General features: G+C 66.8%; 25 protein-coding genes and 1 riboswitch. Of the genes, 12 read left to right on the top strand and 13 right to left on the bottom strand.

What is annotated here, in order from left to right; all coding sequences use genetic code 11:
- Positions 1 to 19: 19 nt before the first annotated feature.
- The 7 genes from Y958_RS00270 to Y958_RS00240 form a co-directional block, all read right to left on the bottom strand.
- Positions 20 to 901 (bottom strand): ParB/RepB/Spo0J family partition protein, encoded by an 882-nt coding sequence (locus Y958_RS00270; protein WP_088870441.1) that lies wholly within the window; start codon positions 899 to 901, stop codon positions 20 to 22.
- Positions 894 to 1,712, bottom strand: coding sequence for a ParA family protein (locus tag Y958_RS00265; protein WP_088872392.1), 819 nt, complete (start codon positions 1,710 to 1,712; stop codon positions 894 to 896). The genes Y958_RS00270 and Y958_RS00265 overlap by 8 nt, the downstream gene beginning before the upstream one ends.
- On the bottom strand, positions 1,702 to 2,310 hold the full coding sequence (gene rsmG, locus Y958_RS00260; RefSeq protein ID WP_088870440.1) for a 16S rRNA (guanine(527)-N(7))-methyltransferase RsmG: 609 nt from the start codon (positions 2,308 to 2,310) through the stop codon (positions 1,702 to 1,704). The genes Y958_RS00265 and rsmG overlap by 11 nt, the downstream gene beginning before the upstream one ends.
- A complete protein-coding gene (mnmG, locus tag Y958_RS00255; protein ID WP_088870439.1) occupies positions 2,307 to 4,214 on the bottom strand; it encodes a tRNA uridine-5-carboxymethylaminomethyl(34) synthesis enzyme MnmG in 1,908 nt (635 codons plus the stop codon). The genes rsmG and mnmG overlap by 4 nt, the downstream gene beginning before the upstream one ends.
- Before the next feature lie 109 nt (positions 4,215 to 4,323).
- Positions 4,324 to 5,664 (bottom strand): tRNA uridine-5-carboxymethylaminomethyl(34) synthesis GTPase MnmE, encoded by a 1,341-nt coding sequence (mnmE, locus tag Y958_RS00250; protein WP_088870438.1) that lies wholly within the window; start codon positions 5,662 to 5,664, stop codon positions 4,324 to 4,326.
- Positions 5,665 to 5,675: 11 nt separating this feature from the next.
- The gene (locus tag Y958_RS00245; protein ID WP_088870437.1) at positions 5,676 to 6,050 is read right to left on the bottom strand and encodes a (2Fe-2S) ferredoxin domain-containing protein; all 375 of its coding nucleotides are present in this window, start codon (positions 6,048 to 6,050) and stop codon (positions 5,676 to 5,678) included.
- Positions 6,047 to 6,301, bottom strand: a complete 255-nt coding sequence (locus tag Y958_RS00240; protein WP_040843426.1) for a DUF6489 family protein — start codon at positions 6,299 to 6,301, stop codon at positions 6,047 to 6,049. The genes Y958_RS00245 and Y958_RS00240 overlap by 4 nt, the downstream gene beginning before the upstream one ends.
- 179 nt (positions 6,302 to 6,480) lie before the next feature.
- On the opposite strand from Y958_RS00240, the gene Y958_RS00235 reads away from it, so the two are divergent.
- The 4 genes from Y958_RS00235 to Y958_RS00220 all read left to right on the top strand — a co-directional run bounded on the left by Y958_RS00235 (position 6,481) and on the right by Y958_RS00220 (position 10,979).
- Complete coding sequence (locus Y958_RS00235; RefSeq protein WP_088870436.1) at positions 6,481 to 8,541, top strand: thioredoxin domain-containing protein; 2,061 nt, start codon at positions 6,481 to 6,483, stop codon at positions 8,539 to 8,541.
- Between the two features lie 132 nt (positions 8,542 to 8,673).
- Positions 8,674 to 9,369 carry a dienelactone hydrolase family protein gene (locus Y958_RS00230; protein ID WP_088870435.1) on the top strand — a complete coding sequence of 232 codons (696 nt, stop codon included), beginning with the start codon at positions 8,674 to 8,676 and terminating at the stop codon, positions 9,367 to 9,369.
- A 132-nt stretch (positions 9,370 to 9,501) separates the two neighbouring features.
- On the top strand, positions 9,502 to 10,476 hold the full coding sequence (locus tag Y958_RS00225) for a quinone oxidoreductase family protein (RefSeq protein WP_088870434.1): 975 nt from the start codon (positions 9,502 to 9,504) through the stop codon (positions 10,474 to 10,476).
- Positions 10,477 to 10,523: 47 nt separating this feature from the next.
- A complete protein-coding gene (locus Y958_RS00220) occupies positions 10,524 to 10,979 on the top strand; it encodes a DUF29 domain-containing protein (protein WP_088870433.1) in 456 nt (151 codons plus the stop codon).
- Between the two features lie 18 nt (positions 10,980 to 10,997).
- Here the strand turns inward: Y958_RS00220 and dnaQ are convergent, their stop codons facing one another.
- Genes dnaQ through Y958_RS00195 form a run of 5 tightly spaced genes read right to left on the bottom strand, consistent with a single transcriptional unit; the run spans position 10,998 to position 14,818 of the window.
- Positions 10,998 to 11,711 (bottom strand): DNA polymerase III subunit epsilon, encoded by a 714-nt coding sequence (gene dnaQ, locus Y958_RS00215; protein ID WP_088870432.1) that lies wholly within the window; start codon positions 11,709 to 11,711, stop codon positions 10,998 to 11,000.
- Between the two features lie 9 nt (positions 11,712 to 11,720).
- Positions 11,721 to 12,365, bottom strand: coding sequence for a dephospho-CoA kinase (gene coaE, locus Y958_RS00210; protein ID WP_088870431.1), 645 nt, complete (start codon positions 12,363 to 12,365; stop codon positions 11,721 to 11,723).
- Between the two features lie 21 nt (positions 12,366 to 12,386).
- A complete protein-coding gene (locus tag Y958_RS00205; protein WP_088870430.1) occupies positions 12,387 to 13,238 on the bottom strand; it encodes a shikimate dehydrogenase in 852 nt (283 codons plus the stop codon).
- Positions 13,235 to 13,879, bottom strand: a complete 645-nt coding sequence (locus Y958_RS00200; RefSeq protein ID WP_088870429.1) for a Maf family protein — start codon at positions 13,877 to 13,879, stop codon at positions 13,235 to 13,237. Before Y958_RS00200 ends, Y958_RS00205 begins: the two co-directional genes overlap by 4 nt.
- 6 nt (positions 13,880 to 13,885) lie before the next feature.
- A complete protein-coding gene (locus Y958_RS00195; RefSeq protein ID WP_050897886.1) occupies positions 13,886 to 14,818 on the bottom strand; it encodes a pyruvate, water dikinase regulatory protein in 933 nt (310 codons plus the stop codon).
- A 480-nt stretch (positions 14,819 to 15,298) separates the two neighbouring features.
- On the opposite strand from Y958_RS00195, the gene hemE reads away from it, so the two are divergent.
- The 6 genes from hemE (at position 15,299) to Y958_RS00165 (ending at position 21,033) form a co-directional block, all read left to right on the top strand.
- Positions 15,299 to 16,360 carry a uroporphyrinogen decarboxylase gene (hemE, locus tag Y958_RS00190; protein WP_425600678.1) on the top strand — a complete coding sequence of 354 codons (1,062 nt, stop codon included), beginning with the start codon at positions 15,299 to 15,301 and terminating at the stop codon, positions 16,358 to 16,360.
- Positions 16,361 to 16,443: 83 nt separating this feature from the next.
- Positions 16,444 to 17,553, top strand: a complete 1,110-nt coding sequence (hemH, locus tag Y958_RS00185) for a ferrochelatase (RefSeq protein ID WP_088870427.1) — start codon at positions 16,444 to 16,446, stop codon at positions 17,551 to 17,553.
- A gap of 41 nt (positions 17,554 to 17,594) precedes the next feature.
- Positions 17,595 to 18,023: a protoporphyrinogen oxidase HemJ gene (hemJ, locus tag Y958_RS00180; protein ID WP_088870426.1), complete on the top strand. Its 429-nt coding sequence runs from the start codon at positions 17,595 to 17,597 to the stop codon at positions 18,021 to 18,023.
- A gap of 395 nt (positions 18,024 to 18,418) precedes the next feature.
- A complete protein-coding gene (rho, locus tag Y958_RS00175) occupies positions 18,419 to 19,681 on the top strand; it encodes a transcription termination factor Rho (RefSeq protein WP_004271485.1) in 1,263 nt (420 codons plus the stop codon).
- Between the two features lie 274 nt (positions 19,682 to 19,955).
- The gene (locus Y958_RS00170) at positions 19,956 to 20,561 is read left to right on the top strand and encodes a response regulator (RefSeq protein WP_088870425.1); all 606 of its coding nucleotides are present in this window, start codon (positions 19,956 to 19,958) and stop codon (positions 20,559 to 20,561) included.
- Complete coding sequence (locus Y958_RS00165) at positions 20,551 to 21,033, top strand: hypothetical protein (protein ID WP_088870424.1); 483 nt, start codon at positions 20,551 to 20,553, stop codon at positions 21,031 to 21,033. Before Y958_RS00170 ends, Y958_RS00165 begins: the two co-directional genes overlap by 11 nt.
- A 70-nt stretch (positions 21,034 to 21,103) precedes the next feature.
- Here Y958_RS00165 and secB read toward each other — a convergent pair whose 3' ends face one another.
- Positions 21,104 to 21,544, bottom strand: a complete 441-nt coding sequence (gene secB / locus Y958_RS00160) for a protein-export chaperone SecB (protein ID WP_086008748.1) — start codon at positions 21,542 to 21,544, stop codon at positions 21,104 to 21,106.
- 316 nt (positions 21,545 to 21,860) lie between these two features.
- A riboswitch (SAM riboswitch) is annotated at positions 21,861 to 21,938 on the top strand.
- Between the two features lie 59 nt (positions 21,939 to 21,997).
- On the opposite strand from secB, the gene metZ reads away from it, so the two are divergent.
- Positions 21,998 to 23,206 (top strand): O-succinylhomoserine sulfhydrylase, encoded by a 1,209-nt coding sequence (metZ, locus tag Y958_RS00155; protein WP_088870423.1) that lies wholly within the window; start codon positions 21,998 to 22,000, stop codon positions 23,204 to 23,206.
- 205 nt (positions 23,207 to 23,411) lie between these two features.
- Positions 23,412 to 24,026: a hypothetical protein gene (locus Y958_RS00150; protein ID WP_050897889.1), complete on the top strand. Its 615-nt coding sequence runs from the start codon at positions 23,412 to 23,414 to the stop codon at positions 24,024 to 24,026.
- Positions 24,027 to 24,385: the final 359 nt, after the last annotated feature.

The following is a 24,385-nucleotide window of genomic DNA, read 5'->3' as shown; positions in this document are numbered from 1 at the left end:
GGGATTGCTCGTGTGGGTCTCAGTGCTGGTGCTTCAGGCGTGCCAGAAGCCCGTCCAACTGATCCAGGTTGCTGTAGTGCACGGTCAGGCTGCCCGCCTGACCCTTGGCCTTTAGCGCCACCTTCAGGCCCAGCTCGGCCGCCAGTTCCTTTTCCAGGGCCAGGGTATCGGCGGTTTTGGGTGCCGGCGCGGGACGGGTGGCTGGATTGGCGGCGTCCTTCACCAGCTGTTCCGTCTGGCGGACGTTCAGGCCGCGCTTCACCACTTCACGCGCCAGGGCAAGGGGATCAGCGGCCGTCAGCAGGGCGCGGGCATGGCCCATGGTCAGGCTGCCGTCCTGCACCAGCGCCTTCACCGCGTCGGGTAGGGCCAGCAGGCGCAGCATGTTGGCCACGTGGCTGCGGCTCTTGCCCACGGCGCGGGCCAGGTCCTCTTGCGTATGCTGGAATTCATCCATCAGGCGCTGAAAGCCCTCGGCCTCTTCCAGGGGCGTCAGGTCCTGGCGCTGGATGTTTTCCACCAGCGCGATTTCCAGGGCCTCGCGGTCGGTCAGCGACCGCACCACCACCGGCACCTCGTGCAGGCCGGCCAACTGGGCGGCGCGCCAGCGGCGCTCCCCCGCGATGATCTCATAGCGGGCGCTGCCACCGGCCACCGCCTCTTCCACCTTGCGCACCAGGATGGGCTGCAGCACGCCGCGCTCGCGGACGCTGTCCACCAGGCTGCGAATGGCCTCTTCATCGAAGTGGCGGCGGGGCTGGTAGCGGCCGGGGTGCAGCAGTTCGATGGGCAAAGTCCGGGGCGGACGTCCCTTTTCCACCGGCTCCTGCTCGTCCGCCACCTCGGCAAACAGCGCGGACAGGCCACGCCCCAGGTTGCTGCGCTTCTTCATCTCATCCATGGACTGACTGCCGGTTACGCTCACGCTTCAGAACCTCTCCCGCCAAATGAATATAGGCTTTGGCGCCCGCCGACTTCAGGTCGTAGAGCAGCACGGGCTTGCCGTGGCTGGGCGCCTCGGAAACACGGACATTGCGGGGAATGACCGTCTCATACACTTTCTCACCGAAGAAGCCGCGCACATCGGCGGCCACCATGTCGGACAGGTTGTTGCGCCGGTCGAACATGGTCAGCACCACGCCCTGGATTTCCAGGGCCGGGTTGAACGTGCGCTTCACCCGTTCGATGGTGCGGATCAGCTGCGACAGGCCTTCCAGGGCATAGAACTCACACTGCAGGGGCACTAGTACCGAATCGGCCGCCGCCAGGGCGTTCAGGGTCAGCAACCCCAGGGCTGGTGGGCAGTCGATCAAGATGTAGTCGTAGTCGGCAGTGGCGCTGGTCAACGCGTCGCGCAGGCGGAACTCACGCCGCTCCAGTTCCACCAGTTCCAGCTCAGCGCCCGACAGGTCGGCCGAGGCGGTGACAACGAACAGCTTGGGGATGCTGGTGCCGCGCACCGAAGCCTCCACCGTCGTCTCGCCGAACAGCAGCTCATAAGTGCCGGTGCCGCGTTCCGTCCGGCCGATGCCCAGGCCGGTGGAGGCGTTGCCCTGCGGATCGTTGTCGACGATCAGCACGCGCTTGCCGGTGGCCGCGAGGGCCGTTCCCAGGTTGATGGTGGTCGTGGTCTTACCCACGCCGCCCTTCTGGTTGGCAAGAGCCAGGATGCGCGCTCGCTTGGGCGCGGGGGTGGGGGCGTCAGCGGGCACGGGCAATCTCACCAAGAATTAGGATGGTCCCCGATGTGTCCGTGATGCTGGGGACTTGGGAGACGGTCATTGTCCAGGATTGGGCGGCCAGGGTCAATTCCTCGGGGGCTGTCCTGCCCTTCAGGAAGAGGCACGTGGCCCCCGGCTTCAGGAAACGGTAGCCCCAGTCCAGCAGTTCGGGTAGGGCAGCCAAGGCGCGGGCCGTGACCACGTCGGCCGCGATCTCCGGCGCCTGTTCGATGCGCTGGGCATGCACGGTCACCGGGGTTCCCGTCGCGCGCGCCACCTCCCGCAGAAAGGTGGCCTTGCGCGTGTCACTCTCGATCAGGTGGACATCCGGTACACCCAGGATGGCCATGACTAGGCCGGGAAATCCAGCGCCGCTGCCCATATCCACCTGCGTACGCGTGCCCGGGGGCAGCAGGGCGTACAGCTGGGCGCTATCCGCCATGTGGCGGTCCCAGACATCCGGTACGGTGGATTTGGCCACCAGGTTGATGGCTGGGTTCCACTTGGCCAGCAACTGAGCATAGATGGTGAGCCGATCCAATGTTTCACGTGAAACATGGAAGCGGCTGGCGAAATCAGCAGGGGTCATGCGGCACTCGTGGTGTCGTCGGAATTGGCGGGGGCGTCCTGATCGGTCCCGCGGGCAGGCCGCTTCTTCACATGGCGTAGCAGGGCTGTCAGCGCCGCCGGCGTCATGCCCGGCATACGGGCGGCGGCCCCCAAGGTGGCGGGACGCACTTGGCGCAGCTTGGTGCGGATTTCCGCGGATAGCGAGGCGATGGCGTCCACGTCCAGATCGACCGGCAAGGCCAGGGCTTCATCCCGGCGGAAGGCGCGGATGTCAGCCTCCTGCCGGTCGAGATAGCCGGCATAGCGCCCATCGATCTCCACCTGCTCGGCGATCTCCGACGAGAAGCCCCGCAGGTCCGGCCAAATGGCGCCCAGACGGGCCAAGTCGATGTCGGGATAGCGCAGCAGGTCGGCGACGCTGCGGCGCACGCCATCCTGGTTGATGGTCAGACCATGCTTGGCCAGCTCATTGGGTGTGGCCGACAGGGTGCCGGCCACGTGGCGGGCGTGGTCCAGGGCGGCCAGCTTGGCGCCGAAAGCGGCGGCCCGCACCTCGCCCACGCAGCCCAGCGACAGCCCGCGCGGCGTCAGGCGTTGATCGGCGTTGTCGGCGCGCAGCAGCAGGCGATATTCAGCCCGGCTGGTGAACATGCGGTAGGGCTCCGACGTGCCACGGGTGATCAGGTCGTCGATCATCACGCCGATATAGGATTCGGCACGGTCCAAGACGAAGGGTGCCGAACCCGACACGGCCAGGGCCGCATTGAGGCCAGCCACCAAGCCCTGAGCCGCCGCCTCCTCATACCCCGTGGTGCCGTTGATCTGGCCCGCCAGGAACAAGCGGGGCAGGCGGCGCGTCTCCAGCGTCGGGCCCAGCTCGCGCGGATCGACGTAATCGTATTCAATGGCATAGCCCGGCCGCAGCATGGTGACATGCTCCAGCCCTGGGATGGCTTTCAGGATCTCCAGCTGCACATCGCGGGGCAAGGAGGTGGAGATGCCGTTGGGATAGACGGTGTCGTCGTCCAGGCCCTCCGGCTCCAGGAAAATCTGGTGCCGCTCCTTATCGGCGAAGCGGACGATCTTGTCCTCCACCGACGGGCAATAGCGCGGGCCGATGCCCTCGATCTGGCCGGAATACATGGGCGCGCGGTGCAGGTTGGCGCGGATGACCTCATGCACGCGGGCACTGGTCCAGGTGATGTGGCAGGGCACCTGCGGTGTGGTGATCCGATCCGTGAGATAGGAGAAGGGCGGGGGCGGATCATCGCCCGGCTGCATCTCAAGGCTGGCCCAATCGATGGTTCGGCCGTCCAGGCGCGGTGGCGTGCCGGTCTTAAGCCGACCCAGGGGAAAGCCCACGCGCAGCAGCGTGTCGGACAGGCCCAGGGCCGGCGCCTCACCCACGCGGCCGGCGGGGATCTTCTCCTCCCCAATGTGGATCAGGCCGCGCAGGAAGGTGCCTGTGGTCAACACCACGGCACCGGCCAGGACTGTCTCACCGCTGGCGGTGATGATGCCGCCCACGCGACCATGGCCGTCGATCACCAGGTCCTCGACAGCGGCGGCCACCAGCGTCAGGTTCTCTTGCTCGGCCAGAATGGCCTGCATGGCGTGGCGGTACAGCTTGCGGTCCGCCTGGGCGCGCGGCCCGCGGACCGCCGGACCCTTGGATTTGTTCAGCACGCGGAACTGGATGCCGGCACGGTCGGTCACCCGGCCCATGACGCCGTCCATGGCATCGATCTCACGGACAAGGTGGCCCTTACCCAAACCACCAATGGCCGGGTTGCAGCTCATCTCCCCGACCGTGTCGAGGCGATGGGTGTACAGGGCGGTACGGGCGCCCAGCCGCGAAGCGGCGGCCGCCGCTTCGCAGCCGGCATGGCCGGCGCCAACCACGATGACGTCATAAGTGTGCATGGCGCCGGACTTTAGGGGCGGCGGGCGGGCGAGTCAAAGGGTGCCAGGGGATGACCACCATGAATCCATGTTCGCCCCATGTTTCACGTGAAACACAGCGCGGGGGTATTCACTTCCCGATGCAAAAATCACGGAAGATCACGTCCAGCAGGTCTTCCACATCCACCCGGCCGGTGATGCGGCCCAGGGCGCGGGCGGCCAGGCGAACATCCTCCGCGGCCAGCTCTGGCAAATCGGCCCTCAGCGCGCGGGCCAGGGCGGCGCGGCAATCCTCCAGGGCCTGGCGATGGCGGGCACGGGTGAGGGACGGGGCAGCGCCCGGCATCAGGCGATCGCCGACGATGCGTTCCAGGGCCGCCAACAGATCCGCCAGCCCTTCGCCGGTGGCGGCGGAGACGGCGATGGCGGTGCGGCCGGCGACCATGGATGGCACGTAGGTACACAGGTCGCGCTTGTTCAGCACCACCAGCGCATCACCATCGGCCAGAGCTAAGGTGGCCTCCGCCATATCGCCGATGTTCCACGTGGAACAATCCAGCACCAGCAGCTTCAGATCCGCCCTTTCCGCGCGGGCCAGCGCCCGGCGGATACCCTCACGCTCGATCTCATCGGCGGCGTCGCGCAAACCGGCAGTGTCGGCCAGGATGACGGGGAAGCCGCCCAAGTCCAGGTTCACCTCTATGACATCGCGCGTCGTGCCGGCGGTGGAGGAGACGATGGCCGCGTCCCGCCGCGCCAGGGCGTTCAGCAAGCTGGACTTGCCGGCGTTGGGCGCCCCCAGGATGGCGATGGAAAAGCCGTCGCGCAGCCGTTCTCCACGATGACCGTCGGCCAGGTGGACGCCGATTTCCTGGTACAGGCCTGTCAAGACGGGGACCACCGCCGGCGCCAGGCCGTGGGGCAAGTCCTCATCCGGGAAATCGATATCCGCCTCCAGATGGGCCAGCGCCCGTACCAGGCGATGTCGCCAACCCTCGTACAGGGCACCCAGGGCGCCTTCCATCTGGCGCAGAGCTTGGCGACGCTGGGCCGCGGTCTCGGCATCGACCAGATCGGCGATGGCTTCCGCCTCGGTCAGGTCCAGCTTGCCCGCCTCAAAGGCGCGGCGGCTGAATTCCCCCGGTTCCGCCACACGCAATCCCTGGGCGGTCAACGCCTCGCTGGCGGCGGCCAGCACGGCGCGACCGCCATGCAGGTGCAGTTCCGCCACATCCTCGCCGGTGAAGCTGTCCGGCCCCGGGAACCACAGCACCAGCGCCTGGTCGAACACCTCGCCCGCCTGGTCATGCAGCCGCGCCAACGTGGCCCGGCGGGGCGGGGGCAGGGGCCTGCGCGTCAGGGCGGGCAGGGCGGTTCCTGCCGCCGGGCCGGACAGGCGGATAACCTGGACACCGCCCCGGCCGGGGGCGGAGGCCAGGGCGAAGATGGTGTCGGTGCTATAGAGGGACATAGGGAGTAAGGTCAGTCTGCGGCAGCGGCTTTGCGGGCGCGGTGCGCCGGCACTTTCTCATCCGGATATAGCATCAAGCGGTCCACCCGGCCGCCCTCCACCAGGTGAGTCTTCACAATTTCATCGACGTCGCCGGGGGTGGCGCAGGTGTACCAGACGCCCTCCGGATAGATGACCAGCGTCGGCCCCAGTTCGCACCGGTCCAGACAGCCGGCGGCGTTGACCCTGACCCTCTTGCCCAGGCCGGCCTCCTTGGCGGCGGCTTTCATGTGGTCGCGCAGGGCCTCGGAACCCTTCTCCTTGCAGCATCCTCGGGGGTGGCCCGGCGCACGCTCATTGGTGCAAAAGAAAACGTGACGGTCGAAATAGGGTGCGGGATCGGTCACTTCGCGTCCTTGCCCCCGCCCATGGCGGAGGTCATCTGGTTCCACATCATTTTCTGCATCTGCTCGAACCCCTGGATGCCCACGGGCAGCCAAGTCTTCAGCAGGGCGTCCGGATCCATGGCGGCCAGGTTGGCGCTCATGCGGTCCTGCATCTGCCGCATCAGGGCGTCCTGCATGGGCTTCACGTCCGGCAGGCCCAGGAAAGCACGGGCCTCTTCCGGGGTGCAATCAACGTCGACGGTGATTTTCATGGGGGCAGACCTTCCTGTTCGGTTGGACTCTAAAGGCGCATGGCGGGGCGACTAACAGGGATATACCCCCGAAATACCGCCTCTTTTTTCTGACCTTCACTGTAGCGGAGGCTACAGTGGGGGCAAAGCGGCACTGGTCCTTAAACGACCGCATCATTCTGTGGAGAGCGTGACCCCCCATGGCGGCATCGGATACGACACAAGCGGCGGAAAACCTGCTGGTTCACGAGACCAGCCCCTATCTGCTGCAGCACAAGGACAACCCCGTGCACTGGCGTGCCTGGGGGCCGGAGGCCTTCGCCGAGGCCCAGGCGGCGGGCAAACCCATCCTGCTGTCCGTGGGCTATGCCGCCTGCCATTGGTGCCACGTCATGGCCCATGAAAGCTTCGAGAACCAGGCCATATCCTCCCTGATGAACGACCTGTTCATCAACATCAAGGTGGACCGGGAAGAACGGCCGGACGTGGACCAGGTCTACCAGCAGGCCTTGTCCCTGCTGGGCCAGCAGGGCGGCTGGCCCCTGACCATGTTCCTGACACCCAAGGGGGAGCCGTTCTGGGGCGGCACCTATTTCCCCCCCAGCGGCCGCTATGGCCGTCCCGGATTCCCCGACGTGCTGCAGGGCGTGGCCGAAACCTATGCCCAAGACCCCGGCAAGGTCAGCCGCAACGTGAAGGCCTTAGGGGACGCGCTCGCCCGGTTGTCGCAGGGCAACCCGGGCGAGGCTATCACCGTAGGCGCCCTGAATGCCGTGGCAGACCGCCTGGTGCGTGAGGTCGACCCCTTCCTGGGCGGTATCAACGGCGCACCCAAGTTTCCGCAGCCCAGCATTTTCGACTTGTTGTGGCGCGCCCATCTGCGCACCGGCCGCACGGACCTGCGCGACGCCGTCATCACCACCCTGACCCACATGGCCAACGGCGGCATCTACGACCACCTGGCCGGCGGCTTCGCCCGCTATTCCACGGACGAGCAGTGGCTGGTCCCGCACTTCGAGAAGATGCTGTACGACAACGCCCAGCTGGTGGCGCTGATGACCCAGGTCTGGCAGGGCACACAGGATCCCCTGCTGGAGGTTCGCGTGCGCGAGACCGTGGGCTGGGTGCTGAACGAGATGAAGGTGCCCGGCGGTGCCTTTGGCGCCACCCTGGATGCCGACAGCGAGGGGGAGGAGGGCCGCTTCTACGTCTGGACCAAGGCGGAAATCGACCGCCTGCTGGGTGAGGATGCCGAGCTGTTCTGTGCCCACTATGACGTGACCGAGCTGGGCAACTGGGAAGGCCATACCATCCTGAACCGGCGCACGCCCCTGGCGCCGGGCAGCGCCGAGGAAAACCGCCTGGCCCATGCCCGCGCCCGCCTGCTGAAGGCCCGGGCGCTGCGCATCCGCCCCGGCTGGGACGACAAGGTGCTGGCCGACTGGAACGGCCTGATGATCGCGGCCCTGGCCCGCGCCGGTTTCGTCTTTGAGCATCCGGGCTGGATCGAGGCCGCCATCGGCGCCTACCGCCATGTTGTAACAAGCCTGGGCCATACTGGCCGGGATGGGCTGGACCGCCTGTACCACAGCGGCCGCGGCGGCAGGGCCCGCCATGCCGGCCTGCTGGAAGACTACGCCAACATGGGGAAGGCCGCCCTGACCCTGCACGAGATCACCGGTGACGTCGCCTTCCTGGATCAGGCCGCGCGCTGGACGGACACCCTGGACCGTCATTTCTGGGATGAAGCGGACGGCGGCTATTACACCACCGCCGACGACGTGGGCGACCTGCTGGTCCGCCCGCGCCACGCCCATGACAACGCCGTGCCCGCCGGCAACGGCACCCAGCTGGGCAACCTCACCCGCCTGTGGCTGTTGACCGGCCAGGACCGCTACCGTGCCCGAGCCGACACCCTGATGTCCGCCTTCAGCGGGGAATTGGGCCGCAACTTCTTCCCGCTCTCCACCTTCCTCAACATGGCCGAGACACTGCTGAGCGGCGTGCATGTCGTGCTGGTGGGCGAGGGCGACGACCTGGAGCCCTTTAACGCCGTCCTGCGCGCCCAGTCGCGCCCAACCCTGGTGGTCAGCCGCCTGGCGCCCGGACAAAATCTGCCGGAGCCGCATCCGGCGGCAGGCAAGGCCATGGTGGACGGCCGGGCCACAGCCTATGTCTGTCAGGACATGCGGTGCTCCCTGCCCGTGACCACACCGGAAGCGCTAGCCGATCTGCTGGCCGCTAGCGCTTCCAGCCAGTGAGGTGCCCCATAGTGTCCTAGTGATGGACGTCACGGTGACAGGCCCCCGCCCAATCGTTACTATGGGTGATTAAGAAACGACGCGTGTTTTAACCATAAGCATTCGACAACCAAATCAAAGGGGTAGCGCAGCATGACCACCGTGACGATCAACGCCACCGATGGCGGTAGTTTTGACGCGTACCTGGCGATCCCGGCCGGCGGCAAGGGCCCGGGCCTGGTGCTGATCCAGGAGATCTTTGGCGTCAACGCCAACATGCGCGCGCTGTGCGACCATTACGCCGCCCTGGGCTACACCGCCATCTGTCCCGACCTGTTCTGGCGCCAGGAGCCTGGCGTGCAACTGACCGACCAGACCGAGGCCGAATGGCAGCGGGCCTTCCAGCTGTACAACGGCTTCAGCGAAGCCAGCGGGGTAGAGGACCTGATCGCCACCGTGGACTTCCTGCGCGGGCATGAGGCGACGGGCGGCAAGGTGGGCACCCTGGGCTATTGCCTGGGCGGCAAGCTGGCCTTCCTGATGGCCACCCGGTCCGACGCCGACGCCAACGTCAGCTATTACGGCGTGGGCCTGGACGGCGCCTTGGGCGAGGTCAGCGCCATCACCAAGCCGCTGATGCTGCACACCGCCGGCAAGGACAAATTCTCCTCCGACGAGACCCGGGCCAAGGTGAACGCCGCCATCGAGGGCAACCACCTGATCGTCCAGCACGTCTACCCGGAGCAGGATCACGCCTTCGCCCGCGTGGGTGGGGAGCACTACGACGCCAAGGCGGCCGATCTGGCCAACCAGCGCACCGCCACCTTCCTGAAAGAGACACTGTCCTAAGTTTTCCGCCAGGCGCCAAGCGCCGGCATTCGCCGGCTTGGCCATTCTCGCCGCGCCCTACAGCGACATGAGGCCTAGCCTCATGTCGCTGGTCTGAACCACCGCTAAATTCCCCCTCCGCAGGAGCCAACCATGGTCCACGCCATCCGCATCCATCAGACCGGCGGTCCGGAAGTGATGAAGTGGGAGGAGGTGACGGTGGGGGAGCCTGGCCCCGGCCAAGTCCGGCTGCACCAGACGGCCGTGGGCCTGAATTACATCGACATCTATGTCCGCACCGGCCTCTACAAGAACCCGCTGCCCCTGATCCCGGGTATGGAGGCCGCCGGCGTGGTTGAGGCCGTGGGGCCGGATGTTTACGACTTCAAGATCGGCGACCGTGTCGGCTATTGCACCGGGGGCACCGGCGGCTATGCCGAGGCGCGGCTGTACCCGGCGGAGCGCCTCATCCACCTGCCTGACGGCATCAACGACCAGACGGGCGCGGCCATGCTGCTGCAGGGCCTGACCGCGCACTACCTGCTGCACCGCACCTTCCCGGTGAAGCCGGGGCAGACCATCCTGCTCCACGCCGCCGCCGGCGGGGTGGGGCTGATCGCCTGCCAGTGGGCCAAGGCCCTGGGCGCCACCGTCATCGGCACCGTCGGTTCGGACGAGAAGGCCGACTTGGCCCGTGCCCACGGCTGCGACCACACCATCGTCTACACCCGCGAGAACTTCGTGGAGCGGGTGAAGCAGATCACCGACGGCCAGGGCGTGCCGGTCGTCTACGACAGCATCGGCAAGGACACCTTCTACCAGAGCCTGGACTGCCTCAGCCGCCTGGGCACCATGGTCAGCTTCGGCAACGCCTCCGGCCCCGTGGGCGCCGTGGACATCGGCATCCTGAACACCAAGGGCTCGCTGTTCCTGACCCGGCCCTCCCTGGGCGGCTACGTCGCCACCACGAAGGAGTTGCGCGACAGCGCCAACGCCCTGTTCACCGCCGTGCTGTCCGGCAAGGTGAAGATCGACGTGCGCCAGACCTTCGCCCTGAAGGACGCGGCCCAGGCCCACACCGCCCTGGAAGCCCGCCGCACCACCGGTTCCACAGTGCTGCTGCCGTAAGATCAGCTATGATGCGGGTGGCCTTGAGATGATTGGAGGCATCCGCCATGCCTGATTCCCGAAACTCCCTCTATGACCAGGACTTCTACGCCTGGGCGACGGAACAGGCTGCCCTGCTGCGGGCCGGCAAGGTGGCGGACGCCGACATCGCGCACATCGCGGAGGAGATCGAGAGCATGGGCCGGACCGAAAAGCGCGAGCTGGTCAGTCGCCTGACGGTCCTGCTGCTGCATCTCCTGAAATGGCAGTTCCAGCCTACCCACCGAGGTCCGTCCTGGCGACTTTCCATCGCCAACGCCCGCGATGACTTGACGGACCATTTGGCGGACAACCCCAGCCTCAAGTCTCAGCTGGATGTGTCGATCACCTCGGCTTACCGCCGGGCGCACCGTCAGGCATCGGTGGAGACGGGGTATCCGGAGAACCGTTTCCCCGAGTCATGTCCCTGGACGTTCAGCCAGTTCATGGCTGAGGATTTCTGGCCGCAATCGGACACCGAATAAGGGTGGTCGCTGGGTGACTCAGCCGGAGGTCACCGCCGCCGGTTCCTCACCCGCCAGCCACAGCGGCGACTTGATGGCCTTGAGGAAGGCGGCGTGGGCCTCCAGTTCCTCAGGCGAAGCGGCGTGGGGACGGGGGGCGCGGAAGATTCGGGTCTCCTCGACCACCACCAAGCCCACGTCCGCCGTCTTGACGACAGTGGCGCCCAGCACCAGATCGGGCTGCCGGCCGCCCATCAACTCCAGGTAGACTTCGGCCAGCAGTTGGGCGTCGAGAAGCGCGCCGTGGTAGGTGCGGCCGGAATTGTCGATGCCGAAGCGGCGGCATAGGGCGTCCAGGCTGGCCGGCGCGCCGGGGAAGCGCTTGCGCGCCATGGCCACGGTGTCGACCGAGCGTGCCATGGGCATGGTCTTCAGGCCCAGGCGCGTGAACTCCGCGTTCAGGAAGCCCATGTCGAAGCTGGCGTTGTGGATGATCAGCGGACTGTCCTGGATGAAGTCCAGGAAGTCGCCGGCCACGGCGGCGAACACCGGCTTATCCGAGAGGAAGGCGGCCGACAGGCCGTGCACCGCCTCCGCTTCCGCCGGCATGTCCCGTTCCGGGTTGATGTAGGCGTGCCAGCTGTTGCCGGTGGCCACATGGTTCAGCAGTTCCACGCAGCCGATTTCCACCACGCGGTCGCCGCTCAAGGCATTCACGCCGGTGGTTTCGGTATCGAGAACGATTTCACGCATGGGAACGGGCTACCTGGCTCTACGGATCGATGACGGGCGGGGGCGGGGCGGCCACACCCGGCCGCGCTGCCCGGACAGCAGTGTGACGATGCCGGCCAGCCGCCGCAAGGTCAGCGCGCGGCCCAGGCCCGTGGGCACGATGAAATCCGCCCGCCGCCGCTTCTCGGCATCCGGCATCTGCCGGCGCAGGATGGCGTCCAGCTTCCCTGGGCTCATGCCCGGCCGGGCCAACACCCGGGCGCGCTGCAGGCTGTGCGGGGCGGAGACGACGGCCACCCTGTCGCAATGCGCCTGCCCGCCGGTCTCGAACAGCAGGGGCACGTCCAGCACGGCCACCTTGGCGCCGCTGGCGGCGGCATGGCGCAGGAAACGGTCGCGTGCCTGGCCCACCAGGGGATGGACGATGGCCTCCAGCCGCTTCAGGGCCGGGGCGTTGCCCATGACTTCCGCCGACAGCAACTGCCGATCCACCGCACCATCACGCACCACGCCGGGGAACGCCCGGCCGATGGGGCCCACTGCCGCGCCGCCCTTGGCATACAGGCGATGCACCGTGGCATCGCTGTCGTGCACGGGGCAGCCCAGCCGGCGCAGCATCGCCGCCGCCGTGGACTTGCCCATGCCGATCGACCCGGTGAGGCCCAGTACTATCATCGGGACACCGCCATGCGCTGTTCAGTCCCCGAAGACGGCGGTGTAAAGGGCGTCCGTCACCTGCGGTGCCCGGCCGAACCAGGCCTCGAACCCCGGCCGGCCCTGGTGCAGCAACATGCCCCGGCCATCCACCGTGACATGGCCCCGCGCCTTGGCCGTCGCCAACAGGGGGGTTTCCACGGGCGTATAGACGATGTCGGTCACCACCGCCTCACGCGGCAGGGCGTCCAACGTCAAATCCAGGGGTGGATGGCCCATCATGCCCTGAGTGGTGGCATTGGCCAGCAGCTGGGCGCCGGCCAGGGCCTTCCCCCGTTCCTCCCACGCCACCGTCGTCACCGGACAGGCGACACCCGGTCCCAGATCCGCCACCAGTTCCTGCGCTCGGGCGAAGGTGCGGTTCACCAGTCGGATTTCAGGCACGCCGGCGTCGGCCAGCGCCACCACCAGCGACCGCGCGGCACCGCCCGCGCCGACGATGACCGCCGGGCCCTGGCCTGCCATCCAGGCGGGCGCGCCGGCCTTCAGGTTCTCCAGGAAGCCAAAGCCATCGGTGTTGCGGCCCTCCAGCGTGCCATCGGCATGGACGATGACGGTGTTGACGGCGCCCATGCGGCGGGCGGTCTGGTCCACCCGGTCCACGATGCGGAACGCCGCTTCCTTATGCGGCACCGTGACGTTGCAACCCACAAGGCCCAGCGCGGGCAGGGCGCGCAAGGCTTGCTCGATGCGGTCCGGTGGCACCGCCAGCGGCACGTAGGCGCCGTCGATGGCGTACTCCGCCAGCCAATGCCCGTGCAGGCGGGGGCTGCGGCTATGTCCCACTGGCCAGCCCATGACACCGGCCACACGCGCCTTGCCGGTAATGGTCATGACGGCAACACGCCGCGGACGCGCAGGAAGCCCAGCAGGGGCAGCAGTGGCAGGCCCAGGATGGTGAAATGGTCGCCGGCCACGCGGGTGAACAGCTGAGCGCCCAGGGCCTCCAGCTGATAGCCGCCGACGGAGGTCAGCACGGCGTCGCCGGCAGCATCCAGATAGCGCTCGATGAAGTCATCGCTCAGGGTGCGCATGGTCAGCTTGGCCTGATCGGTCTGGTGCCAGACACGGCTGTTGTTGTGGAACAGCACGGCGGTGGTCACCAGGCGGTGGGTGCGACCGGACAAGGCGCGCAGCTGTTCGGCGGCACCGGCGCGATCCTCCGGCTTGTCGAACCAGCGGCCCTCGCACTCCAACATTTGGTCGGCACCGATGACATAAGCGGCCGGCACCTTGGCGGCCACGCGCGATGCCTTCAGCTCCGCCAAGGCCTCCGCCGTTTCCTCCACCGTCAGGCCGCCCGCCTTGCACGACAGCTTGACCTCTTCCTCATCCACGCCGGGGCGGTGGGCCACGACCTCCAGCCCCGCGCCGCGCAGCAGGGACAGGCGCGTCTGGCTGCCGGACGCCAGCACCACCGGCTGGGTCGCCAGCACCGGGATTGGCACGGCCGCCGGGAAATCTTCAGACGACATGCACACTCACATTCCGGAATGGGGCGGGCGGGGGGACAGGCGCGGACCTTCCGCGGGCTCCCCCACGGGGTTGATGGGCTCGGCCCCCGCCGGACGGCGGCGGGCCAGCAGCATGAGGATTTCGGCGGCAGTCTCCTCGATGGACCGGCGGGTGACATCGATGACGGGCCAGCCCTTGCGGCTGTACAGCCGCCGCGCCTCCGACAGTTCCGACCGGACCTGTTCGGGATCGACGTAGCTGGTTTCCTCGCCCTGGTTCAACAGGCGCAGGCGGTTGCGGCGGATCTGGATCAGCCGCTCCGGGTCCTTGGTCAGGCCCACCACCAGCGGGCGCGACACCTGGTCCAGTTCCGGTGGCAGGGGGCAACCGGGGACGAAGGGAATGTTGGCCGCCTTGATGCCGCGGTTCGCCAGATAGATGCAGGTCGGCGTCTTGGAGGTGCGCGAAACGCCCACCAGAATGACGTCGGCCTGGTGCAGCTCCCACGCCGTCTGGCCGTCGTCATGGCCCAGGGCGAAATCCATGGCGTCGATGCGGCTGAAATACTCCGCGTCCAAGGCATGCTGACGGCCCGGCTGGCTCTGGCTTTCCAAGCCGAGGTAGGCGGCCAGCGAATTGATCAGGTGGTCCAGCACCGGCACACAGGGGATGCCGATCTCGCGGCAGGTGTCCTGCAGGCGCCGGCGCAGGCGCTCGTTCACCAGGGTGAACATGACCAGCCCCGGATTATCGCGAATGCCGTCGATCACCATCTCCAGCTGCCGGTCGGTGCGGACCAGGTTCCAGAAATGCTCGATGGGTTCGACATGGTCGAACTGCGAGACGCAGGCGCGCGCCACGGAATTGATGGTCTCGCCGGTGGCATCGGACACCAGGTGCAGGTGAAATTCCTTGGTTTGGGGCGTCTGGGGCAAGGGCGTCGCTCCGGCAACGGACATATGGGTGGTCTTGGAAGATGCGGACTGGATGCCTGTGGACCGGATCTGGGGAAAACCGTCTAACAATCCGGGAAAAATCCGTCGTTTCGGGATCCCATTTCCTTTTCATACAGGCTTCCTGGGATCCCGCGCAGAGGGAATCCCGCATCGGGATAAAGGTCCGTCACCCCTTGGAACAACCGGGGGCGATGACCGGCGCCGCCCACTTATCCCCAGGATCCCAAACCTCATGGAATCTATAACATTCCAAGGCTCTGACCAGAAACCCCGCAGCGTCATCCACATCCCGAAGAGCCGACGCGGGATCCCGTGAACGCTGTGGATGAAATACGGATGATCTTGAATTCCCGTTATCCACAGGGCCAACTACTACCCCATTCCTTTTTCAAATTAGATCAGAGTAGAAAAAGGGGCCTGTGGGAAAACGTCGGGCCCGGCTGCCAGCGCGCTGGCGCCCCTATGGAGATCGCCTTGTCCCAGATCCAGCCCCAAAGCCGGCCGGACCGCCTGCTGCTGCGTACCTTGAAGGGTGAGACCGCTCCCCGTCCGCCCTTCTGGCTGATGCGCCAGGCCGGCCGCTATCTGCCCGAATACCGCGAGGTGCGGGCCCAGGCCGGCGGCTTCCTGGATCTGTGCCTGAAGCCGGATCTGGCGACGGAGGTGACGCTGCAGCCCATCCGGCGCTATGGCATGGATGCCGCCATCCTGTTCTCCGACATCCTGATCCTGCCGCACGCCCTGGGACAGAAGGTATGGTTCGCGGAAGGCGAGGGGCCGCGCCTGGATCCCATTCGCGACCAGGCCGGGCTGGACCGCCTGGACGTCGCCCATCTGGAAGAGCGGGCAGAACCGGTCTATGAGGCTGTCCGGCGTATCCGGGCGGCGCTGCCGGATCCGGTGACGCTCATCGGCTTCGCGGGCAGCCCCTGGACTGTCGCGACCTATATGGTCGAGGGGGCGGGCTCGAAGGAGTTCCTGCACGCCAAGGGCTGGGCCTACAAGGATCCGGCGGGCTTCCAGCGCCTGATCGATTTGCTGGTCGAGACCACCGTCACCCACCTGTCCGCCCAGATCCGGGCGGGTGCGGAGGTGGTGCAACTGTTCGACAGTTGGGCCGGCGCGCTGGCCCCGGCGGAATTCGCCCGCTGGTCCATCGCCCCCACCCGGGCCATCGTGCGGGCCCTGAGGGACAAGCATCCGGGGGTGCCCGTCATCGGCTTTCCGCGCGGAGCGGGCGTAGGCATCCAGGCGTATGTGGAGCAGACGGGGGTGGACGCCGTCAGCCTGGACACGTCCGTTCCGCTGGACTGGGCCGTCAGTGCCCTGCAGAGCCGCGTGCCTGTCCAGGGCAATCTGGATCCGATGGCCCTGGTGGCGGGGGGGCCGGCGCTGCGCCGCGCCGCCACGGATATCCTGTCGACGCTGGGCAAGGGACCCTTCATCTTCAACCTGGGCCACGGCATCGTGCAGCAGACCCCGCCCGAGCATGTTGCGGAACTGGCCCACTTGATCCAGGAATGGCCGTCCTCAAATCAGGGATGATCTGTGCCGTTTGATGATCCAAGGCGCGCGGGCGACCGTATCCGCCCGCGCCGACACGACCCGCCGACCGCTACCGAGCCCCCATGAGCCCGCTGCCCCTTCCTGAGATCGCGCCCGACACCCAGGCGGCGCCCAAGGCCGCCCGCGCCCGCCGCATCGCCGTCGTCCTGTTCAATCTCGGCGGGCCGGACAGGCTGGAGGCGGTGCGGCCCTTCCTCTACAACCTGTTCCGCGATCCGGCCATCATTGGCCTGCCTGCCCCTTTTCGCCAGCTGGTGGCGCACCTGATTTCCAGCCGGCGCGACAAGGTCGCCCAGGGCATCTACCAGACCCTGGGTGGTGGCTCGCCCCTACTGCCCAACACCCTGGCCCAGGCCCGGGCGCTGGAGCAGCAGTTGTGGGACGCGGGCACCGTGCGGGTGTTCGTCAGCATGCGCTATTGGCACCCGTTCAGCGACGCCGTGGCACATGACGTGAAGGATTGGGAACCGGATGAGGTGGTGCTGCTGCCCCTCTACCCCCAGTTCTCCACCACCACCACTGCCTCCAGCCTCAAGGATTGGCAGCGGGCCGCCAAGGCGGCGGGCCTGACGGCGCCCTCACGCTCCATCTGCTGCTACCCGGATGAGCCGGGCTTCGTCGCTGCCGTGGCCAAGCTGATCCGCGCCGGCCTGGAAGACGCCGCCCCCCACGGCAAACCGCGCGTCCTGTTCTCCGCCCATGGCCTGCCGGAGAAGGTGGTGAAGGGTGGCGATCCCTATCAGTTTCAGTGCGAACGCACGGCCCAGGCGGTGGTGAAGTCCCTGCGCATCGAGAAACTCGATTGGGTTTCCTGCTACCAGAGCCGGGTCGGCCCCATGAAGTGGATCGGCCCCTCCACGGACGAAGAGATCCGCCGTGCCGGCCAGGACAGGGTGCCGGTGGTGGTGGTGCCCATCGCCTTCGTCTCCGAACACTCCGAAACCCTGGTGGAGATCGAGCACGAGTACCGCCACCTGGCCAAGGCGGTGGGTGTTCCCCACTTCGTGCGCGTGCCGACGGTGGGCGTGGAACCGGCCTTCATCCTGGGTTTGGCCGGCCTGGTGCGCCAGGCGCTGATCCGAACATCCGGCGGGCCGGTGATGTGCGGCACCGGCCTGCGCCTATGCCCCGCCGGCAAAGCCGGTTGCCCGCAACCCGCCTCGGGGGCATAAGGGGCGTCAGGACCTCAAAGACAGGGCAGGGCGCATCCCCCATGTACCTCTGGATCAAGGCCATCCACGTCATCGCCGTCATCTCCTGGATGGCGGGACTGTTCTACCTGCCGCGGCTGTTCGTCTACCACTGCGACGCGCCCGCTGGATCCGCCCAGTCCGAGACCTTCAAGGTCATGGAGCGGCGCCTGCTGCGCGTCATCATGAACCCGGCCATGATTCTGACCTGGGCCTGTGGCCTGGCCATGATCACCTTGGATCCGGGGTTGCTGAAGGGGGCCGGCTGGCTGCACGCCAAGCTGTTGCTGGTGGTGCTGATGACCGTCATGCACATGGCCATGGCCCGCTGGCGCCGTGCGTTCGCGGAGGATCGTAACACCAAGTCCCCGCGCTTCTTCCGCATGGCCAACGAGGTGCCGACCCTGCTGATGATCCTGATCGTCATCCTGGTCATCGTCCGGCCGTTCTAACCGACCATGGCGCGGGCACAGACCCGTTAGCACCCCGTTTAAGTTCCAGCATGTATATGGGATATTTAGTCCTAGGTCGAATGCGCCCTGGGGATCCGGGTCTTTTTGCTTTGACTTGGGCTTGGGTCCTGTACTAATCCTGGAACAGGTCAAGGCCCGTAACGTCGGGATGATTTCGAGTCGCCCCGTCATCCGGGCGCCTGACTCGTGAGGCATCCCCGCCCCCCTCCCCGGGATGGGCGCAGTGAGGCCAATTTCCCCGAACTTCCCCTCCCGGTGTCGCCGTCCTTTTTCCCTGGTGATGCCATCCTTCCACCCTACACACCCTATTCCATGAGTCCGGGGCCGGCGGCCAAGCCGTCGTCATCATTCCCGGGGCTCTCGACAGGACGAAGATGAATCTCCAAGAGTTAAAGGCCAAGTCGCCCGCCGAGCTGCTGGCGTTCGCGGAAGAGCTGCAGATTGAGAACGCGGGCACCCTGCGTAAGCAGGACATGATGTTCGCCATCCTGAAGCAGCTGGCCGAAAACGACGTCCCTATCTTCGGCGAAGGCGTGCTGGAGGTTCTGCAGGACGGCTTCGGTTTCCTGCGCTCGCCCGAAAGCAACTATCTGCCGGGTCCCGACGACATCTATGTCAGCCCCAGCCAGGTGCGCCGCTTCGGCCTGCGCACCGGCGACACGGTGGAAGGCCAGATCCGCTCGCCCAAGGATGGTGAGCGCTATTTCGCCCTGCTGAAGGTCGGCTCGATCAACTTCGACCACCCGGACAAGGTGCGTCACCGCATCAACTTCGACAACCTGACCCCGCTCTACCCGGAAGAGCGGCTGAAGCTGGAAATCGAGGATCCGGTCCGCAACAAGAAGGACATGACCACCCGGGTCATCGACCTGGTGGCCCCGCTGGGCAAGGGCCAGCGCGCCCTGATCGTGGCGCCGCCCCGTACCGGCAAGACGGTGATGTTGCAGAACATCGCCCACTCCATCGCCACCAACCATCCCGAGGTCTACCTCATCGTCCTGCTGATCGATGAGCGTCCGGAAGAAGTGACCGACATGGCCCGCTCCGTCCGGGGCGAGGTCATCAGCTCCACCTTCGACGAGCCGGCGACCCGCCACGTCCAGGTGACGGAGATGGTGCTGGAGAAGGCCAAGCGCCTGGTGGAGCACAAGCGCGACGTCGTCATCCTGCTGGACAGCATCACCCGCCTGGCCCGCGCCTACAACACGGTGGTGCCGTCCTCGGGCAAGGTGCTGACCGGCGGTGTGGACGCCAACGCCCTGCAGCGCCCCAAGCGCTTCTTCGGCGCCGCCCGCAACATCGAGGAAGGCGGCAGCCTGACCATCATCGCCACCGCGCTGATCGACACCGGCTCACGCATGGACGAGGTCATCTTCGAAGAGTTCAAGGGCACCGGTAACTCGGAAATCGTCCTCGACCGCAAGCTGTCGGACAAGCGTGTCTTCCCGGCCATCGACATCCAGAAGTCGGGCACCCGCAAGGAAGAGCTGCTGGTGGAAAAGGGCACCATGGCCAAGATGTGGATCCTACGCCGTATCTTGAACCCGATGGGTGCCACCGACGCGGTGGAATTCCTCATCGACAAGCTCAAGCAGAGCAAGCAGAATTCCGAATTCTTCGAGAGCATGAACCAGTAAGAAGAATTCCAGTATCGATATCAAGGGCGCCATTGCTATGCGGTGGCGCCCTTTTTATTGTCAGTAAAAACACTGTTTCGGAAATGAACAGAGAATTAACCAAGATCCACGGTTTTTCGTGGTTTCATCGGCTTAATTGCGAACTGGTCACATTCCATTACGTTCGATAAGAAATTTCTGCTTGCGCAACCCTTGCCGACGCTGAAAAAAGGTTCAAATAGCAGGGGTTATTGGTCTATCCTTTTGGATAGAGCAACCGCGGGGGTCGTCTCACATGCGCTTACTGATTGCCGATGACCATGGTCTGGTGCGCGACGCGTTGTCTTCTCACATCGAAAGACAGGCGCCGGGCGCGGTCGTCGTAGGGGCCGCCAGCGTGGATGAGGCCGTCGTCGCCCTGCGGCAGGACAAGGCCATCGACCTGCTGATCCTGGATCTGCGCATGCCGGGGATGAATGGTCTGGACGGCCTGCAGCGCGTGCGCACCGAATTCCCCCTGCTGAAGGTGGCGCTGATGTCGGGCCTGGCCCGGCCGGATGAGATCCGGGGCGCCTTCACTCGGGGTGCCGTCGGCTTCCTGCCCAAGACCTTGAGCGCCACGGAATTGCTGTCCGCCATCCAGACCATGCTGGCGGGTGAGCGGTTCATCCCGGCCGACGTCAACACCGCCGACACGGCCGACGGCGCCAGCTTCACCCGGCGTGAGCGCGAGGTGCTGGACTATCTTCTGCAGGGCCGCTCCAACAAGGAAATCGCGCGCTCGCTGGAACTGGAAGAGGTGACGGTGAAGCTGCACGTGCGGGGCATCTGCCGCAAGCTGGGCGCCAAGAACCGCACCCAGGCGGTGATGCGCGCGGTGGAGATGGGTATTGCCAGCTGACGGCAAGGGGGACGCCGAGGGCCGGGTGGTTCCCGCCACCTTTATCCATGACCTCAACAACCTGCTGACGGCCATCCACGGCTATTCCACCCTGCTGGCGGCGGATCTCCCTGCCGGCGGGCAGGAACAGGACTTCGCCGCCCGTATCCTGGCCGCGGCGGAAGAGGCGCGGCAGCTGGTGGCCAGGGTGCCGCGCAAGCGCCCCATCTCCCCTCTCCGGGTTCTGCTGGTTGGCGGTGCGCCGGCCCACCTGGCCGGCGCGTTGGAAACCCTGGGGCTGGAGGTGACGCTGGCCGCCACGGCGCGCGAGGCGCAAGGCGCGCTGAAGGCCAGCACCAGCGACTGGGACGTGGTGGCCGGCACGGCCGAAACCCTGTCTAGTCTGGGCGGGCACGGCCTGCCCCTGGCGGCGGTACCCGCCGGCGCCGATGCCGTGACGGTGGACGCGCTTATTCGCGCGGCGCGTGGCTGAAAGTCCAAAAGAAAACCGCCCGGGCCGTAGGGCGCCGGGCGGTTCTCCTGGTCAATGACTGGCCCTGGGATCAGGCCTGGGCCATGTCTTCCGGCTTCTCCGACGCCAGCACCTGCCGGCGATAGAGGTCCACGAAATCCAGGGGCTGCAGCATCAGCGGCGGGAAGCCGCCATCGCGCACGGCGTCCGACACGATGGACCGGGCGAAGGGGAACAGCAGGCGCGGCGCCTCGATCAGCAGCACGGCGCGGGTCTGGTCCAGCGGCATGGGCGGCATGGAGAAGATGCCGGCGTACGACAGCTCGACGATAAAAGCGGTGCGGCCTTCGTGGCTGGCTTCGGCGCGGATATTCAGCGCCACCTCGTGCACGTTCTCCGCCACGTTGCGGGCCTGCACGTCGACCTGCAGGTCGACCTTGGGCTGCTGGGCGTTCATCAGGCTGGCCGGGGCGTTCGGGTTCTCGAACGACAGATCCCGGACGTATTGGGCATTGACCACCAGCGGCAGCATGCCGGCGCCTTCAGTGGCGGTGGCGCCATTGCCGCCGTCGGTGCTCCCATTGGGGGCGGCGCCGTTCAGGCTGGTCTCATCGGACATAGGTCTGGGACTCCCGGTAAAAGCAAATCAGCTATTCCGCCGACGCGGACTGACGCGCGCGGGACTAGCACGGAAGCGGCCGGCCGGCAACCGGGCATTATGGCCGCTGGCATCGGCGGGCACCGCCCCTCGGTAAAACAAGCGGACCTTCCCACCGTTCCCCATCCCGTCCCGCGCATTGTCGCGATGACAAGGTGGCCGTTGACGCTTGCCCACAGGCCGGCCTACAACCAGAGCCCGTGGTGATTTGCTGACCGGCTTGCAGACCACGTTAAACAAGCTGCTAAAAGGTCGGGCCGTACATAAGGTACACCGACCACGCTGCCGCCTCTTGCCGGTCGCGGTTGCCTTATCGGAGTGACGGCCATGGGCCAGACGCCTGACAATCCCAATTTCCCGGCCATCTTGCGCCCCCGCACCCAGCTGGTGCACGGCGGCACCCGCCGCAGCGGCTTCGAGGAAACCTCCGAAGCCCTGTTCCTCACCTCGGGCTTCATCTACGGCAGCGCCGAGGAGGCCGAGGCCGCCTTCGTCAACGACGGCTCGCGCTTCGTCTATTCCCGCTTCCGCAACCCCACCGTGGCCATGCTGGAGGAACGGCTGGCCGGCTATGAGGGCTTCAATCGCTGTATCGCCACGGCCAGCGGCATGGCGGCCGTCAACCTGGCGGTCATGGGCCTGCTGAAGGCCGGTGACCGGGTGGTGGCGCCGCACGCGCTGTTCGGCTCCTGCCTCTACATCATCAAGGATCTGGCGCCGCGCTACGGCATCCAGTGCACCCTGGTGGAAGGTACCGACCTGAAACAGTGGGAAGAGGCGCTGTCCACCCCGGCCACCGTCGTCTTCCTGGAGAGCCCCAGCAACCCCACGATGCAGGTGGTGGACGTGGCGGCCGTGGCCGATCTGGCGCACAAGGCCGGCGCCCGCGTGGTGGTCGACAATGTCTTCGCCACCCCGGTGCTGCAGCGCCCCAAGGACATGGGCGCCGACGTGGTCGTCTATTCCGCTACCAAGCATATCGACGGCCAGGGCCGCTGCCTGGGCGGTGCCGTGCTGTGCGATGACGAGGTGGCGGCCCTGATCTCCCCCGTCCTGCGCCACACCGGTCCGTCCATGAGCCCCTTCAACGCCTGGGTGCTGCTGAAGGGCCTGGAGACGCTGGAGTTGCGCGTCAACGCCCAGGCGGCTTCCGCCCTGGCGCTGGCCCAGTTCCTGGAAAGCCACCCGGCGGTGGAGACGGTGCTGTACCCCGGTCTGGCCAGCCACCCGCAGCATGAACTGGCCATGCGCCAGATGAAGGCCGGCGGCACCCTGGTCACCTTCGACGTCAGGGGCGGGAAGGCGGCGGCGTTCCGCCTGCTGAACGCCCTGAAGATCATCAAGATCTCCAACAACCTGGGCGACGCCAAGAGCCTGATCACCCACAACGCCACCACCACCCACCAGCGCCTGACCGATGAGGAAAAGGCCAAGGTGGGCATCAGCCCCGGCACCCTGCGTTTCTCCGTGGGGCTGGAAGACGCGGACGACCTGCGCGACGATTTGGCCGCCGGTCTGGCCGCCGCTGCCGGTTGAGGCGCTACCCGAGGGGCGGCCCAAGTGGGGCGGCGGTGCGGGCTTGGTCCCGTGCCGCTGCAACACCGGCCCCCGATCCTTTACCCTGCCAGCGTCCTTAGACTTTGGATCGAGGGACGGTTCCCACTTACTTTATGGACGCGACGAAGCGTTTCCCATAATGTTGCGGCGCACTATCGCGGCGCAACATAAGGGAGCGCTCACCATGCCGGATCGGCATATCCCTTACCCCACCGCCCCGCGTCCGGCCAAAAGGGCGGGCAAGGGGCGCATCGGCATGGTTATCCCCGGCACGCCGGAAGCCATGCATCTGAAGCGGGCCCAGGTGGAACTGGACCGGGTGGCGACCCGGGTGCATGAGACCGCCTTCGCCTCCGCCCACACCATCACGGCGCGCCTGGGCTTGCTGGCCCAGACCGGCGGCGACCCGGTGGCGCTGGGCACCAATCCCGAATTCGAACGCATGGGCCGCGAAAAGGTCGAGGCCTTCACGGACTCCGCCCTGGCCCTGGTGGGGGGCATGCGCGCCTTCCACGACGCCTGGTGGCGCTGGCGCGACCATCAGGTCGACGCGCTAGGCGAATTCGCCCGCGCCGCCTGGTCGTCCTGGCATCCCGGGGACTGGGTGACGGCGGAGCGCCGGCTGGTCACCTCCACCCTGCGCGCCGCCACCGGCGCCTTCACCCGTTTCAGCCACGCCACCAGCCGCCTGGGCGGCCTGGGCCTGGCACCCATCCACCGCGCCGCCTCGGCCAACGCCCGCCGTTTGTCGCTGGTCCCGCGCCTGCTGCCGCGCCGGGGCATGGAGGGGGCGGGATAAACCGGCGTGAAGCGCGTGCCCGATGACAGGGAAGGGCGCGTGTCAGGATCAAGTCAGCCTGAAGCCTGAAAACGGAACAACAAGATCCGGGAGGCTGCCATGGGACATATGGGCAGGGATGGGTCCGCCGGCACATCGGGAGCCGATGACGCCGCGGTGATGGACAAAGAAACGGCTGGGCCCGGAAAAGAGTCCGGGCGCAAACGGCTAGCGAAGGCATCGGGCCGCGCATGGGGTGATGCGTGGGAAAAAGTTTGTGCCATACTCCCGGTCCGTCCCGGGACCCGCGCTGCTGGTGCCCCGACCCTGGATGGTGCCCGCCCGGCCGGCTGGAACCGCCGGGCTTTGCCAGAGATTCG

It is taken from the genome of Nitrospirillum viridazoti CBAmc, from assembly GCF_000730165.1.
Lineage (GTDB): Bacteria > Pseudomonadota > Alphaproteobacteria > Azospirillales > Azospirillaceae > Nitrospirillum > Nitrospirillum viridazoti.
This window is presented reverse-complemented; position numbering and strand designations above follow the sequence as displayed.